Origin of the sequence: Paenibacillus sp. FSL R10-2796, from assembly GCF_037965315.1 — a bacterium.
In the GTDB taxonomy this organism is placed as follows: Bacteria; Bacillota; Bacilli; order Paenibacillales; family Paenibacillaceae; genus Paenibacillus_AQ; species Paenibacillus_AQ odorifer.
Genome location: NZ_CP150178.1, coordinates 3774181 through 3790429, shown reverse-complemented (window position 1 = coordinate 3790429; position 16249 = coordinate 3774181). Strand labels below are relative to the sequence as shown.

Annotated in this window: 11 protein-coding genes; all 11 read right to left on the bottom strand. The window is 43.3% G+C overall.

Going from position 1 to position 16249, the window contains the following annotated elements; translation table 11 throughout:
- Window positions 1-41: 41 nt before the first annotated feature.
- Complete coding sequence (locus tag NST58_RS17085; protein ID WP_339243602.1) at window positions 42-968, bottom strand: ADP-ribosylglycohydrolase family protein; 927 nt, start codon at window positions 966-968, stop codon at window positions 42-44.
- Between the two features lie 306 nt (window positions 969-1274).
- A complete protein-coding gene (locus tag NST58_RS17080; protein WP_339243601.1) occupies window positions 1275-2216 on the bottom strand; it encodes an alpha/beta hydrolase in 942 nt (313 codons plus the stop codon).
- A gap of 60 nt (window positions 2217-2276) precedes the next feature.
- Entirely contained in the window at window positions 2277-3329 is a 1053-nt protein-coding gene (locus NST58_RS17075; RefSeq protein WP_076279716.1) for an LLM class flavin-dependent oxidoreductase, read from the bottom strand.
- A gap of 63 nt (window positions 3330-3392) precedes the next feature.
- Complete coding sequence (locus tag NST58_RS17070; RefSeq protein WP_076217647.1) at window positions 3393-4262, bottom strand: NAD(P)-dependent oxidoreductase; 870 nt, start codon at window positions 4260-4262, stop codon at window positions 3393-3395.
- 156 nt (window positions 4263-4418) lie between these two features.
- Window positions 4419-5003: a TetR/AcrR family transcriptional regulator gene (locus NST58_RS17065; protein WP_249267693.1), complete on the bottom strand. Its 585-nt coding sequence runs from the start codon at window positions 5001-5003 to the stop codon at window positions 4419-4421.
- 190 nt (window positions 5004-5193) lie between these two features.
- The gene (locus NST58_RS17060) at window positions 5194-5952 is read right to left on the bottom strand and encodes an ABC transporter permease (RefSeq protein WP_076126564.1); all 759 of its coding nucleotides are present in this window, start codon (window positions 5950-5952) and stop codon (window positions 5194-5196) included.
- Entirely contained in the window at window positions 5949-6722 is a 774-nt protein-coding gene (locus tag NST58_RS17055) for an ABC transporter permease (protein ID WP_076217648.1), read from the bottom strand. Before NST58_RS17055 ends, NST58_RS17060 begins: the two co-directional genes overlap by 4 nt.
- Entirely contained in the window at window positions 6719-7441 is a 723-nt protein-coding gene (locus NST58_RS17050) for an ATP-binding cassette domain-containing protein (protein WP_249267692.1), read from the bottom strand. The genes NST58_RS17055 and NST58_RS17050 overlap by 4 nt, the downstream gene beginning before the upstream one ends.
- Before the next feature lie 83 nt (window positions 7442-7524).
- A complete protein-coding gene (locus NST58_RS17045) occupies window positions 7525-8532 on the bottom strand; it encodes a HAMP domain-containing sensor histidine kinase (RefSeq protein WP_076126559.1) in 1008 nt (335 codons plus the stop codon).
- Complete coding sequence (locus tag NST58_RS17040; RefSeq protein WP_076126558.1) at window positions 8529-9206, bottom strand: response regulator transcription factor; 678 nt, start codon at window positions 9204-9206, stop codon at window positions 8529-8531. The genes NST58_RS17045 and NST58_RS17040 overlap by 4 nt, the downstream gene beginning before the upstream one ends.
- A 207-nt stretch (window positions 9207-9413) precedes the next feature.
- Window positions 9414-16211 carry a stalk domain-containing protein gene (locus tag NST58_RS17035; protein WP_339243600.1) on the bottom strand — a complete coding sequence of 2266 codons (6798 nt, stop codon included), beginning with the start codon at window positions 16209-16211 and terminating at the stop codon, window positions 9414-9416.
- Between the last annotated feature and the right edge of the window lie 38 nt (window positions 16212-16249).

Genomic DNA, 16249 nt, shown 5'->3' with positions numbered 1-16249 from the left:
CATTCCTCCTCATAGTTAGTGCTAATAGAACCTAGTACTCCTCATGCAGATTGAAGACGGAGCAGCAGTTGATCAACCAGATCTGTCTCTCGCAGCTGGTTGATCCAGCGCTGAGGGATATGCTCATACCCATATCGGATTCCGGCAAGACCACCTGTGATACAGGCTGTTGTATCCGTGTCGTTGCCTAAGGCAACTGCTCGTTTGACGGCATCTTCGTAGGAAGTGCAGGTTTGGAGGATCATACACGCACTGAACAAGGAATCCACAACATAACCAGATCCTTCGCCATAGAATACTTTATCTGGATGAATGTTCTCTTCGAGCTCCCGTTCATGCTCAGGCATCTGCTGGTAGATCGTTCGAAGCTTGCTAAGAGCAGTTCGGTAGCACAGATTGAAGTCTTGCTCTTGCAACAGTTCACGTGCAATTAACACATAGAAGGCACAACATACCTGATTACAGATATGTGCATGAGTTACAAGGCATTGAGTATGTGCATCCTGAACGAGTTGTTTATCTGTTCCTTTGTGCCACAAGGCAAGTGGTAGCACGCGCATTAGCGCCCCATTCCCTTTCCCATCAGGAACTGTATTTCCACTCTCGTAAGGGGACATTCCTTGGTAATAAGTAGACAACGTACGACTGGTTTGTATTCCAACATCAAAAACTTGTTGGGCTACTGCCCATCTACCTTCATGATACCAGTCGACCAATTTGTCAGCAAAATCAGTTAGCTCCAGTGTACCTTTATCGATCAGACTCTCCAGCAGACATAGTGCCTGCGCACCATCATCCGACCAGGTGCCGGCTAGAACATCTCGGTAGGTGGGCTGAAAGCCCACAGGAGGAGTAAACTCAATCTGCTCCAGAGGTGGGAGCTGCTCCGCTGATCTGAATTCATAGGGGACACCAAGAGCATCTCCAATCAATAAGCCGTAAAGCCCACCCTTAATCTTATCCCACATGTTGTATTCTCCTTATCACTAGATATAATTTGGATCAAGCTGTCTACAAATATATAAGCCTACCCTATCAATATTTAAACTGTTTTGCATCATGTAAATAAAAATTGAAGAAATAAGCTTCCAATGAACAATACGATAGTAATTTAAGCCTTTTTTGAAATCAATAATATATAACAAAAGATGAGGCTGTTTTTAAAATCAACAACCTCATCTTTTTTATGAATCTTTCCCGAATAATCACGTGTCTCTACTTAAATAACCATTCAACTTTTTCTGCGTATTCGCAGTTTATTTTAGTCCCTATAATTAGCTAGGATGAAGTGCCCGGGCCATCGCATCCATATAGCCCTGAACAGCGCGCTGACTCACTTCTGTTTCTGGAGCGAAAATTTCGAAAAGGTGAAAACAACCGGGATACAGGTGGAATTCAACATCTACACCTGCTTGTGCAAGTTGTGCCACATACTCCATTGTCTCGTCTCGGAATAGATCGAGCTGACCTATACAAGTATAGGCTGGCGGCAAACCTGCCAAGTTCTCCGCTCTCGAGGGTATTGCATAAGTAGATTCTCCTCTGACATCGCTCTCCTTGCCCAGGTACATGTTCCAAGCTGCTATGTTGTCTGTTCGGTTCCAGATTGCACCTGCTTCCGTAATCTCATGACTGGACGGTGTGATGTTACGGTTGTCAAGCATCGGGTATAATGGCATTTGGAAAATAAGAGACGGTCCTCCTTTATCACGCGCCATCAGCGCGAGTGCTGCTGTCAGTCCGCCGCCACCGCTAGCACCGGCAATTGCAACCCGATCCACATCAATGCCAAGCAAGGCTGCCTCCTCCGTCATCCATACCAATCCAGCATAACAATCTTCGATCGCCGCCGGATAAGGGTGCTCGGGAGCAAGCCTATAATCAACCGATACGACTATACATTCAGCTGTCTGAACAAAACGTTCGCATAATTCGTCGTCCATATCCGGATGTCCTAACACGTATCCTCCCCCGTGAATCCATAGCATGGCAGGTAACAAGTCATTCGTTCGCCCGGCAGGCTCATAAATTTTCACCAGCATCTCGCCTCCATCCCTCGGGATTTTGCGCCTGGTTGTGTTTACATGCTCTGATCCTTCCACGGATGCAGCTGACACTAAGCTCCTGCTCCACTCTAAATTCTTCTCCAATTCAAACCCAGGAAATTGTGAATAAACCTCTCTTAATTCTGGTAGTATACGTGGTTCAACACTCATAATAATCCCTCCAAATAAAATAATGAATTCGTTCGTTTACGTCTTATTCATAGATAATCCTTATCCCATTTGAGCTTCCCACTTGGCAATTTCCTCTCGTACTCGCGGCGCAACTTCTGTACCGAGCAGTTCTATAGCCCGCATAACCAACTCATGCGGCATCGTACTTAAGGGAACATACATCATGAATCGTGTAATCCCTACATGCTTACGCAGATGGATTATTTTTTGGGCGACTGTTTCCGGATCCCCTACATACAACGCACCATCAAAGCGTCGGGCAGCATCATAGCTGGAACGATCGTAGTACGCCCACCCCCGTTCTTTGCCGAGCTTATTCATACCGTACTGGGTTGACGGAAAAAAGAGTTCTGCTGCCTGTTCCGTATCTTCTGCAACAAATCCGATGGAATGTGAACCTACCTGAAGCCGTGATGCATCATGTCCGGCATGAGCTGCCGCCTTTTTATACAGTTGTACAAGCGGTGCAAAATTGGTTGGGTTTCCACCGATAATCGCCAGGACTAATGGCAGGCCCAGAAGTCCTGCACGCACGGCAGACTCCTGGGTACCGCCGCTACCAATCCATACGGGTAAAGAGTGCTGAACAGGGCGCGGGTATACACCCAGATTATTTATCGCTGATCGATGTCCTCCACTCCATGTAACTTTCTCAGATTCCCGTATTTTCAGAAGCAGCTCGATGTTTTCATTAAATAAATCCTCATAGTCATGCAAGTCATACCCAAAAAGCGGAAAGGATTCAACAAAGGAACCCCGGCCCGCTATAATCTCGGCACGTCCATTGGATAAGCCGTCAAGCGTGGCAAAATCCTGAAACACACGGACAGGATCAGCTGATGAAAGGACCGTCACAGCACTCGTCAATCGAATCCGCTTTGTTAGGGGGGCTGCAGCAGACAACACCACTGCGGGTGATGAAGCTGCATAATCTTCACGATGATGCTCACCTATGCCAAACACATCAAGTCCTACCTGATCCGCAAGGACGATTTCTTCGACGACTTCTCGTAATCGCTGTGCGTGACTCATCACAACTCCGGTCTCAGTATCAGGCTTTGTTTCTATGAACGAAGTAACACCTATTTCCATAGTTAATCTCTCCTTATATTTTCTCTTGCAATTCGCCCGACATCATCGGTGCAACCCGATTTTTTAAGAAGAATGCTCAAGACAACGGATTAAAGCCGTCCAATCCAACTCACCATAACCATTGGCAATTCCTTCAGACAAGTGATGGTGGATAAGCTGACCTAAAGGTAGAGGAGTTTGAACGGACTTCGCTGCCTCAATAGCCAATGCAACATCTTTTAACCCAAGCTTCATTTTAAAACCGGCCGGTTCAAAGCGCTGTTCGCTCATGATCGCTCCATAGTTCTGATATATTGGAGATTGAAAAAGAGCATTCACGACATTCATAAATCGGGACGAATCAATACCGTGCTTTTCTACCATTAGCTGCACTTCCGACAAAGCTTCCAGCATTGAAGCAATTAGAAAGTTAACGCCAATTTTCACAACGTTCCCTTCTTCGCCGTGATCCCCAATCTCTACTATCTCTTGACCCAATACTGTCAAAACGGGAAGTACCCGTTGTCTTGCTTGTTCCGGACCAGCTAAAATAATACGCAATTTAGCTTCTTTAGCGGCATCTGGGCGCCCCATCACCGTGGCAGACACAAAGTGTTGCTTTCGCTCCGCATGCGAGACGGATAATTTTCGAGCCAGATCTACGCTGATTGTACTGGCAGAGATATGAATTCCATTTTCCGACAATCCATTCAGAACACCATCTGGTCCCTCGACGACCTCCTTCAAAGCAGCATCATCAGAAAGCATGGTAATTACAAGATTGCTTTCTTTCACTGCCTCTAGCGGTGTTTTGGCATATCGTGCTCCCTGTTTCATTAAGGGTTCAACTTTTTCAGGGGTCCGATTAAAGATGACTAATTCATAACCCGCTTTCAACAGATTTTGGGCCATTGGGAGCCCCATATTTCCAAGCCCAATAAACGATACTTTCATTAGACACCTCTCCTTATTTTGAGGGATTTCTCAATAACGGAATGATCATTCCATAATAATTAAAAAAATATAGTCTAACACATACTCCTTAATTAGCACCTTCAAAATATGGGGAATATGATAACGGAACGATCGTTCCGAAATAATTAAAAAAAATTAGATTCCTGCTATTACAAAGCTAATCATCTCTTTTGCACGTTCCGGATTCTGATCTGCTTTGGCCATAATATTAATGCTTTGATGTAAATTCAACAATAAATAAGACAACGCTTTGATATCAGTCGTTTTATCAATTTCTCCCCGTTGCTGGCCCTTTTCTAAAAGGTCACAAAAAGCTTGCTCTAATTCCAAAAAACTAGTCTTTATCAACTCATTAATTTTTTCATCTGGCGACTCCAATGTTGTAGCTACATTCGTAACAAAACACCCGCCCGGCAGGCTGGTATCGTATGCTGAAGCAATATGATACTCAAAAAATTGAAGAATTCCATCTCTAACACTAGATGCATGTTCAAGAATAGCCTGCTTATTGAAATTCCCCTTTTTATAATGCTCAAGGGCATCTGTATACAAGGTTTGCTTGTCGGAAAACGTATCGTAAAGGCTGGATCGGCTAATGCCCATCACCTCTAGTAAATCCGGTATGCTAGCCGCTTCGTATCCTTTTTTCCAAAACAACAGCATGGCTTGATGCAGCGCTTGATCTTTGTTAAATTCTTTTGTCCTAGCGATAAGTAACACCTCCCGTCATTGAAATATAACATATCTGAACTGATCAGTCCAGATTTATAAAATAAACGGACACTCATATTGGTGTCCGTTCTTAAGAGCAAATACTTAGTCATTGAATTGCTCATAAACATCTTTTATCCAAACATCAATGTTTGTTTCATATTATTCTAGTTTAATGATCAAATCAGCTAGCTCAGAATTAGGCATCTCGTTTACGGTAAAATATAATAGCTGCTGTAATAAAGATCAGTGTCCATAACAGGGAAATACCTGTCCCTTCCATTGGTGTAAGGACATTTATTTCATCGGAGGAAGGCGGCATATACATATAATATCCTGCTGTATCTGGAAAAAAATATTTAGTATTGTGTAGAAAATCTTTCGACAATGGACTGACAATGAAGTAATAGCCAAGCAGTACCACTAAAGCAGGAGTAGTTCGTCTTAATAAAGCACCTATAGCTGCACTGAGAAGTGTGGTTAAAGTTAGATAGCCTGTTGCACCTGCTAATGATTTTATCATTTCGTCTATTTCAATCACTACTGCTGTGTCTTTCATCATGATAAAGGTATATAGTACACCTGATGCAGTAGTAAAAGACGCCGCAGGAATGGTTATAATGGTCAAGGCCAAATACTTCGTGGATAATTGAAACCCTCGCCAAGGTATCGTAGTTAAAGTAGTTCGAATCTGTCCCCCTGTATACTCTGAACAAGTAGCTAAGATACCAAGAATAATGAATCCTGCTTGAAGATATCCCATAGAAGAAAGTCCTGTATTCAGTATATTTTGCGTTCCTGCTGCCCCTTGTAGATCAACAGAAGTAAAAGCAGCGGCTAAACCTAAATTAAGAATGAATGTAACCAAAAGAGTGAGCCCTATCAATGGTAATGTAACTAATTTATCCAGTTCAGCACCCAGGATTTGTGTTATCTTTCTACTAGATGAGACACTCATGCTGCAACGTCCCTCCTATGGAATACAATAGCTGCAATAATGAAAACAACGACTACCCAGGCAAACATGACTAAACCGCCTGTGAAGGGGGTGTGAAACCTGTCGAATAAACTGCCTGTGGACGTGTTGTCCGTAAACATAAACATTTCAGCGCCAGCCCTATCTGGTAAGTAAAACGCCAACTTTGTAACCCTATACAACAGGACACTAAATGATACAACGGATGAATTTATTATGAGCACAGCAAGCGGGAGGATGCCATTCTTAGTTAGAAAAGTAATTCCAAGTGCTAAAAGAGCAGTGAATGTCCAGTAACAAATGGCACCGATAAGTCTGGACCATTCAAATGCAGGGGCATATTCACCAAGAATAAGATGACTTACAGACACAGTTGTCATAATAGCAACAATACAAAGCAGTATGCTGATCACAGTCACAGCACCTGCTTTTGCCAATAAAAAATGAATTCGGGATGAAACAACAGTTAAACTCGTTGTAATCTGTTGTCCTCCACCAGATTCACTGCTCTCTGTCAAATACTCACTGCTGACAGCAAGCACACCAAGAATAATAACGCCTTGCACACCAAGAGCTAACCCGATATAGCCAACTTCCGATAGCCGCGTGCTAACTCCAGCTATAATCTCCTCTTTTTGTGCTATGCTGTCCAAGGCAGAAATAAGCGCTGGGGCAAACGCTCCAATGAGAAAAGCAAGCCAAATACCCGGTAAGGAGAACAATTTAGAGAGTTCCGCGTTGAATGCTCTCATACAACTTCACCCGCATTTTCAGATGTCAGGGCAAAAAAGGCTTCCTCCAGCGTGGAATAGTTACCTATTACTTCTTCCAATGTTCCATCTGCAACGATAGTTCCATGCTTAATAATCACCACATCATCAACCGTCTCTGCAAGCTCTCCCATTAGATGACTGGATAACAACACCGTATTTCCAGACTCAGCACGTTCACGTAAAAATGTCCGAATCCACCGAATTCCTTCTGGGTCGAGCCCATTTACGGGTTCATCTAAAATCAATACTTTTGGATCACCGAGTAGCGCAGCTGCTATTCCAAGTCTCCTCCCCATACCAAGAGAATACTTCCCAACTCTTTTTCCGGCTGCATTAGTAAGACCTACTATTTCCAGAACTTCCTCGACACGTGAGTTAGACAATCCTGCGGCACGAGCAATCCAACGCAAGTGTGCCCGTCCTGTTCGCATACGATGAGCTCCAAATCCATCAAGTGCGGCACCTACTGTGGATACAGGATTATGTAATTCTGCGTATGGCTTTCCATTGATTAGTGCACTCCCTGAGGTAGCACGATCTAATCCAAGCAGGATGCGAAGTGTAGAGCTTTTACCTGCTCCATTTGGACCTAGAAAACCAGTTACTCTGCCAGGTCTAGCTTTAAAACTGATACCTGATAAGATTTTCCCAGTTCCGCGATGTTTGACTAAGTTATTAATTGTAAGCAACCATAACACTTCCTTTCTGTTATGGTTCTAATTATAAAGAAGCAAAGTTACATCTCGGTTATCCTGCTGTTTACTTCTGGTTTAACTTTAGGTTAAGCTCTACCAATAGCCACTGTTGTGCCGTTTTCATTTGATGTAAAGTCAGCTTTAAGCTTCATTTTATTCAACATATAATTTGAAGTCGATAAACCTATCCCCGCCCCACGCTCATAGGAAGAGTTATCCATCCCCGGACCTCTGTCTGCAACAATGATCTGTTCTTTTTCTACATCAACCACAATGTTTACATATTTCCCCTCTGCTGCATGGCGAAGAATATTCTGAAATAAATTATCCAGAACACGTGTCATCCATTTAGGATCTGCTTCCCAATAAAAAGTCTTCTCTGTCGGTAAATCAACCTCGATCCGGATTTCTTTTTCTTCAAATACAGGATACCACGCAGCAACAGATGCTCTTACTAAACGTCCAATATCTGTTGAAGTGGGCTCAAAAGGATGTTTTCCTGATGTAAGCAATGTATAGGAAAGTAAATCATCCATTAGATCTCCGACTCTAGTAATCGTATGGTTCATCTCTGATAATGAGTTTTGTCCTTCTAGACTCATTGATTCTTTATTTAATCGGGTGACATGTCCTCTCAAAATGGTAAGCGGCGTTCGTAAGTCGTGAGATAAATTCGCGATGAGTCGATGTCGTAACAATTCCTCTTCATGTTCTCGCTTGCGACTGTCTTCAAGCTGTTGAATCATCCAATTAAAGGAACTTCCTAACTGGTCTATTTCATCCATACGATCACTTTGAACAGCTATTGGTTTAGGAAATGAGTTATAATTAGCTGAAAATGACATGACTTCCTGTAAGCAGGTGAGACGTTTACGAAGTCTCAAGAAGAAAATCCAAGAGATTACCACAAATGCGACAATAATAAAACCAAACACAAGAAGTACAATGTAAAAATAATTTAACTTATTCAGCTCTTCTTCATTAAAAGGAGACGCAATGAACGCAGATAAGAAAATAAGTACGATCGGAGGTAAAAAGATAAATAGAAAATGTCCTTTTAGAAAACGACGAAATAATGATTTAGTCTGTTTCATAGTTTCACCCGATAGCCTATTCCCTTCAATGTTTCAATAATCTCTGGGGAGTCTGGATGGCGTTCCAGCTTTTGACGCAGTCGATGAATATGTACCATTAATGTTTTATCACCTGTGATATAAGCTTCTTCCCAGATGGCTTCATAGATTTGTTCTTTTGGTAAAACTTGATTAGGGTGGCGTAAGAAGTACATCAAAATATGATGTTGTTTCCCTGTCAATATAATTTCTTCTCCTGTGTGTTTGTCAAATACCATTTGGATGTCTGGATCAACTTCAATATAATTCCCTAATGAAATGCGTTCGGAATGTGTTCCGCCCTTTCGACGGATTAATACTTCTAATCTAGCAATTAGTTCATCCGTATGGAATGGTTTCGTTAAATAGTCATCAGCAAATTGTAACCCTTCTACCTTATCATCTATCGATGTTCGAGCAGTTAACAGCAAAATAGGAACAGCAGGAGCTGCCTTTTTTAATCGTTTCCCCACAGTAAATCCGTCTAAACCGGGTAACATGATATCCAAAATAACGATTTCATGCTGATTTACTTCTTTTTCAGCTCCTTCACCAGAAAGCAGCCACTGTACTGAAAATCCTCGTTGTTCCAATTCTTCCTTTACCCAACTGCCTATCTTCTCATTATCTTCAATATATAACACGTTTCTTTTCAAGTAACTTCCCTCTTTCTAAACCGAGTTCACTATTAGACAGATTAACACAATCTAAAGAATTGTTTCCAGTTAAGACAATTTTATTGTTCGTTAATAGAGGACTTTCACCGCCAAGTTATCGTCTATGCCGGGCGCACACTAGAAAACCCTCTAACATGGCAGTGCATGTTAGAGGGTTTCGAGCGTAGCTGCTAATTTTAGGAAATACTACTTCGTGATACTAATGGATTTCGAAGTATTATCGAAGAATATATTTGCACCAAAATACTCAGCAATGAAACGTAATGGGAGCATAGTACGACCGTTTACAAGTTCAGCTGCTACATCCATTCCTGGTGCAAGTTCACCGATCTTAATCGACAAAGTCTGACCTTTCAAAGTAATCATTACGGTTTTCGTAACGTTATCCCAGCTTACGTTTGCTCCTAAGCTCTCGGCAACGAAGCGCAGTGGGACTAACGTTCTGCCTTTAACTACCGTTGAAGCAACGTCCATACTCATTTCGATTCCGTTTAATTTATATCCTGTCTTTCCTAAAGTGAATTCCAATTTCACAGGTTCAGGCTTGGCTGTAATGAAGAGATAACCTAGTCCTTTTGCCGTGAAAGTAAATTTACCTGTCTCACGCTCATAGTTGCCGCCTAAACGCTCCATGTTACCGTTCAATTGAAGCATAACACCGCATAACATGTTAAGCTCGTTTGTCGACAACTTCTCTTTTGACAGATCGAAGGTTACGGGTATAAGCCCTGTATAATCCGTTACTTCCCGGCCATCCACGAAGATCTTTAATTCATATCCCCGCCCTATAGCTCCGCCTCTTTCATCTACAGGTTTAATGACAATCTTCATCCGCTTTCCTGTATTCAATTGCTTCAACAATTCAGCGGATAATTTAACAGATACGGTGTCATTCGTAACGATTAGTGGTTTGTCGGCATTAATAATCGCACCGATCGTATCGCTTTGAATCTCAAGCTCATCTTTTCCGGCTGACATCGTCAATGCAATGGAATTGCCCTTCTTCAGCTGCTCTTTGATTGTAGCATCAATACGCTCCGCTACTGATGACTCTGGCGAAGGAGTCGGCGTACTGCTGTGGCCATTTGAATTGCCGCCATTGTTATTGCCATTATTGCCACCACTGTCATTTGTAGTAATTACAATAGTTAACTCTATCGTATCCATGCCAGCATTATTGGAAGCCGTAATATTGAATTTGTAAGTTCCCGCTTCAGTAGGCACGCCTGAAATAATACCCGTAGCTCCTTCTAAATTCAGTCCAGCAGGTAAATAATTATCACTCACTTTCCAGGTAATCGGTTTGTCGCCATAAACCGCTAATGTTACCGTATACGGTTGTCCAACGTTGCCGCTTGGCAGATTTTTAGTGATAATCTCCGGAGCTGTATCCACTGGCTTATCTTCTTTAATCTCGATGCTCAATTCTCGCTCATCTCTACCAAAATCATTCGTTGCTGCAACAGTGAATTCGTAATATCCTGCCTCTAGAGGCGTACCCGAGATAACGCCTGTTGCTTCATCTAGGTTCAAATCTACTGGCAAATCTCCTCCCTGGACCTTCCAAGAAATCGGTTCACTGCCATATACCGCTAGTGTTACTGTATACGGTTGTCCAACTTTGCCATTTGGTAAATTCTTAGTGATAATCTCCGGAGCTGTATCAACTGAGACATCTTCAGTGATCACTATATTGAACTGTTTTGTGTCACTGCCAACGTCATTGTTTGCTTGAACTTTGAACTTAAATTGACCCCATTGATCCGGTGTACCAGAGATAACACCAACATCTTCATCCAAGCTCAATCCTGATGGTAATTGCCCCTCTACAACGGCCCATTTGATCGGCTTATCGCCATCAGTGGTAAGAACTGCCGAATAAGGTTGTCCTACCTTGCCATCCGCAAGCGAATTCGTCATTATCGTTGGTGCCGTACCTGCGTCTTCAGCCCATTTCGCATATAATTCAATATCCCTTGTAACAGGATCCGCATCGAAATTCCAAGCATCGTTTAATCCTTTATCTTGATACCAACCGCCGAAAACAGTTTTATCTTTTGTCGGCGCTGTTGGCTCGGTAATTGTAGCGCCCATGTCAGCGAACTTCACCGCAACTTCGCTGCCCCCATTGGAATCAAAAGTTACCGCATAAGGGTTGTGCGCGCCGATGGAATGCGTTCTAGCGCTAAGTGAATTGCCGAAGAAGTCTGTTCTCTCCGTCATATGAGGCAGAGCATTCGCCCGATCCACATATGGGCTTACAATCTCGGCACCTGCACCATAGGCCAGGTTATTACCATCCGCAAGACGGAACCCGTTCATCGCACTGTAATCAAGCTTGGCATCCACTGTCCCACTGTTGGTAATCCAATGTTCAGGCGCAGATTTATAGTCTTTTAATATAGAATTCAGTTCCTCTTCCGTTACATAGCGGTTGTCTGTTGCTGTTACGCCTGCACCTAGATATCCGCCTCCACCTGCGTTCATGCTGCCAAAAAGATTAGCCGGATACACAATGTTGTTCGTAAACCGTCCGGCTGCAAATGGAGCTGATGTTCCCCCGCCTTTCAGACCAACCTGGTTGTTTGCCCCAGTGTAGGCAAATATATTATTTTGGAAATAAATGTGCAAGTTGGAGGCTGTCGGGTCAAATACTAACGAACTGCTATTCTTCAATGGTGTGACGATGACATTGTTATAGTATAAGCCACTTAATTCCTCGCTCGTTGAAGAACCTCCTGCAAGCAATATTAGACTGTTAAAGCTCTTGTTAAAATCGGGGCTGCGGCCGTCGTTCACGCTAATATTATAGCGAACGATATTGCCCTTGGCAGCATTCATCTGTAAGTACCAACCACCATAGTTATTTCGGCTGTAATTGTATTCATACACATTGTCCTGACAATAGTTGTCAATGTCCCAAGCCATACCGTCATTACTTGCATGATAAGGGTTATCCACAGCTTCATTATAGCGGAAGATGGTGCCTTTACTTGCCATAATCCACGCAGCCGCATAGTTTTGCGAACCTAGATATGTTGGTGTTGTATTATTTGGCCCCCAGTTCGTAACCAGATTGCCGCTCTTATCGCTTAAATAGCTATAACCGTTGTCTGTGACCACATTTCGTTCCACAAGGGAGTTGTTCCCGCCGGACATGACAATGCCATCTCCAACCGAACTAGAAACCCAGTTGTTTCTAAACACAGCGTTGGATGCCCAAGGATAGCTAGAATTACTCCAAGTAATGCCTGTGTTATTAGTCCCAGGATTGCTTGGCCCGTAGGCATTATTGCGAATACCTTCGTTATCACAACGAAGGGTTTTGTTGCCTTCAACCAATATATCCACATAACCATTAATAATGATGCCGCCGGATACCTTACTTGCTCCATTTGCTTGGTGCAGCCCATTAACATCATGAACATAGTTATCTCGAATGACGATTCCTTGCATACGAGCATCAGCATAATCTTGAATATTAAACTGACCTTGTCCCAGCTTCGAAATCCTTGACATTACAGCGATACCGGAGCGGCCGTCACCTGCCGCATTGCCGATGTTCGTTACTTTAATTCCACTGACTACCCAATAGTTTACGTCATATAACTCAATGGTACCGTTTAAGGATATGCCTGATGGGCTCGACGCTGTTCCTCCACCATTAATTACCGGGCGTTGGTTAGGGTCGGTCGTATTATATTTTGTAAGCGTAATCGGATTTCCTTCCTCACCATTGCCGCGCAGTCTGATTTGTTCGTTCCATACGCTATTCGCATCCAGATAAATAGTTGAACCTGGCATAAATACATATTCATTAATCTTGGAGATTGATTTCCATGCCGTAGCTGGTGTGCGTCCATCTGCATGATCGTCACCGTTATTGGAGAGATAATAATCACGGACTTCAAGGGGTACAATGTTCAACTCGAAGGTGATTTCGGCAGGATACAGATCAAGTCTAACGGTATATTTTCCCGGCACGATATTATTTCTTGTGAATGATTCTTTGTTAATCTTCAATACATTACCGCTAACCGTATAATCCACATCCCGCAGCAGAGTTACAGCGCCGATCTTCACTCCAGCCAGATCCGTTAAATCAGGATTTACGGTGATATTATAGTCATCCAGACCAATAACATATGTGCTGTCTTCCAAGTGACTATACTCTTTAGGCAAGAGCTTTAGCGTAATAGAAGCTGTTCCGGTTTGGGCTGCTATTCCACTATCGATAACATATACGTCATCGATAAAATGCCTGTTCTGTATATCCTTAACCGTTCCAGGCTTGTTGCCCCAGTTCGTAGCAAGCTGCAATGCATCGATCTTGGAAATATTGTTCTTAACTGGAGTATCAAAATTTCCGCCAGCTGTTGTTTGCCTTTGAATGTCTTGTCCATCGATTTTATAGGTTGTTCCTGTTGATGTAACGAACCATTGAAATTTATGCCAACCTTCGCTTCGCTGGACATCTACAGGATAGAATCTCCCGGATGAACCAGGCCTGACTGCGTAATTGGTCAGATTTTCCGCCCAGTCACCATCTCCATTGCCATAATTTATTGCGATATGTTCATTGGACGATGGGGTTAAGCCAAAGACAGCGTGGTCATTGGAAGCCGCTCTGCCATCATCATAGTACCAAGCAGTAACGATTGTTGTCTTACCGGTTGCAGGGGCATAATTATAGGTACCTGGAACAGTCGCCACCTGACCGGCGCCGCTTGATGTCGCGGCCTTTCCTCCGGTACGGGACATCACATCGCTGTGAACATATCCGTTCGCACCATTTGAAAATTTCTTCTCCCCTTCAAATCCATCGTAAAACTTAGTGTCAGCCTTATTGAAGTAATCAACGCTCACATGTACAGTAACTTCTTCGTTCCCTGTCGGAATATAACCTTTCTTAACCGTCACGAATCCGGCATCATCAACTTCAATCTTATCCTTGTCTTGATCCGCCGGACTGAAGCTGATGTTATCAGCAACGAACACATCAGCTGTGTCAACCATTAACCGCGTTCTATCTCCTGCCCGTAATGTATCGTTCTGGCGAATTAGCGCAATGTTCGCTGAATATTGTGCACTCTCCCCTGACTCATCAGAGTCTAAGAATCGTGACGTTGCGTTGCCGTTTGCTTTTATTTTAAATGTATCATTTAAAGTCGGGGACAAAGCCGCATCATTGCTTGTTGCTGCAATCGGGCTTCCATTAACCACTCCATTACTGAAGAGTTGAACCGAATAGGCAGATGCGTTAGCGACGCGATCCCATGTAGCGTATGTGCCGTTCCATCTGGCATTTGCCGGTGTAGGCAATTTCTCGATTTTCAATATTCCGGATGCTGCAACTTCTTCACTGATATCTCCCGCATTATTTATGACAATAGCTGTAACAGTGTAGTTGCCCACTCCGAGTGCCCTTGCATAGGGCAGAACATGATGCCTTTCATGATTGTTAGGCTGGTCGGGTCCCCCATTTTTCGATAAATAATAACCCACAGGTCCACCGTCTTTGAACAGTGTTACTAGAGTATCGCCGTAATTGGAAGCACCACTATAAATACCCGTGTCCGAGTCAAGCGTTGGATTAATTGGTGCATTCACCTGCGTATTGGTGGTTATCAACAACGGTACAGCATGGGATTTCACCACAACTCCCTCTGCCGAGGAAACCTCGCAATAATAAAAATTGCCTTGTTGTGAAGCTGCGTCCACATTGGAAAGTGTTAATACTGCCTTGTCAGCTCCGCTGACTTTTGTCCCGCTCAAGCCAGTCTCGTCATCAGATACATACCATTGATAAGCAGTAGCAGCGGCTGATGCCGTAATGCTAAATGTTGCTGTCTCACCTTGTTTCACTTCTGCCGCTGTTGGCTGAGTGCTTATTTCTAAATTTGGCAATCCGCCGGGAGGTACCAAATTCACTGTTAATGTTCTGGTTCCTGTTGTTGTAGCCACATCTTTTACAACATAAAAATCGTCGATTAGATGTTTATTTTTAATATAAGCTTTATTCCCTGATTGGCTGTTCCATCCTCCAGCTATTTTAGGCTGAATGGTTGTACCGCTCTTCATAGCTTTGTAAATATCACTTTGCGCTGAATCGGATATTAATGTTCCGTCTATTTGTAACGTCGCACCATTTGGTGTAATAAGCCACTCGAATTTATGCCAGCCTGTGGAACGTAAAGCCCCGCTATCTTTCCAACGGTTGCCTGCTGTACCCGCTGATGATGGTGCATAAGCCCAAGTATATTTCGTCGGGTTATGAATAACATCAGCCTCTGAACTTTGATAGAATATCCCGGCAAAGGTGGCATTTTTACCATCTACAATAGCAAATTGCGTTCTATCCGTCGCAGTCTTCTCCTCATTAGGATACGGGTCAAAATACCATGCCGTCATCTTATAATTGCTGCCAGCCGGCAATGCCACATCTTGAGCTACCTTTTCATTATTCGTATCATCCGAAGGTGTAATCGCTTTCAATCCAGAACGGGACTGTGCATCGGACAGCGTGAATGACGAGCCTAATTTGCTCATAGATGTCATCGGACCATTGTTGTTCTCGAAGTCCTCCATGAATAACACTTCTGAGTCAGGGTAATAACCCGCCCTGGCCGTGATTGTCACCGGGACGCCCGGAGCATCTGGCGACGCAAATGTATAACCGTTAGATAACGTAATGTTCCCCTGATTATTAACAGTTAAAAGTTGCGAATTGCTGGAATCATAACTTACCTCGTCAATAACCGGTCCTTTAACCAGACTGCTTAAAGGTGAACCTTTATACGTAAGATTTACCCTACCTGTTTGACCTGCCGCTTGTGTCAATTCTAGTACAACGGAGTCAAAAGATTCGCTCCCTCCCGCAGCTGACACTTCGGATGAAGGTGCCAAGCCGAACAGAGCAGGGAATGCCAACGTTGTAGCTGTAACTATCGACAAAGCTTTTTGCATCCATTTCCATCGTATCATTCCAAAATTTCCTCCCTTTGAAATTAATAAATTTATAC

Excerpts from the sequence above, each read along its gene's own strand:
- NST58_RS17060 (WP_076126564.1), bottom strand. The coding sequence starts at position 5,952 with ATGAGTGTCTCATCTAGTAGAAAGATAACACAAATCCTGGGTGCTGAA.
- NST58_RS17085 (WP_339243602.1), bottom strand. The coding sequence starts at position 968 with ATGTGGGATAAGATTAAGGGTGGGCTTTACGGCTTATTGATTGGAGAT.
- NST58_RS17045 (WP_076126559.1), bottom strand. The coding sequence starts at position 8,532 with ATGAAACAGACTAAATCATTATTTCGTCGTTTTCTAAAAGGACATTTT.
- NST58_RS17070 (WP_076217647.1), bottom strand. The coding sequence starts at position 4,262 with ATGAAAGTATCGTTTATTGGGCTTGGAAATATGGGGCTCCCAATGGCC.
- NST58_RS17080 (WP_339243601.1), bottom strand. The coding sequence starts at position 2,216 with ATGAGTGTTGAACCACGTATACTACCAGAATTAAGAGAGGTTTATTCA.
- NST58_RS17055 (WP_076217648.1), bottom strand. The coding sequence starts at position 6,722 with ATGAGAGCATTCAACGCGGAACTCTCTAAATTGTTCTCCTTACCGGGT.
- NST58_RS17035 (WP_339243600.1), bottom strand. The coding sequence starts at position 16,211 with ATGATACGATGGAAATGGATGCAAAAAGCTTTGTCGATAGTTACAGCT.
- NST58_RS17075 (WP_076279716.1), bottom strand. The coding sequence starts at position 3,329 with ATGGAAATAGGTGTTACTTCGTTCATAGAAACAAAGCCTGATACTGAG.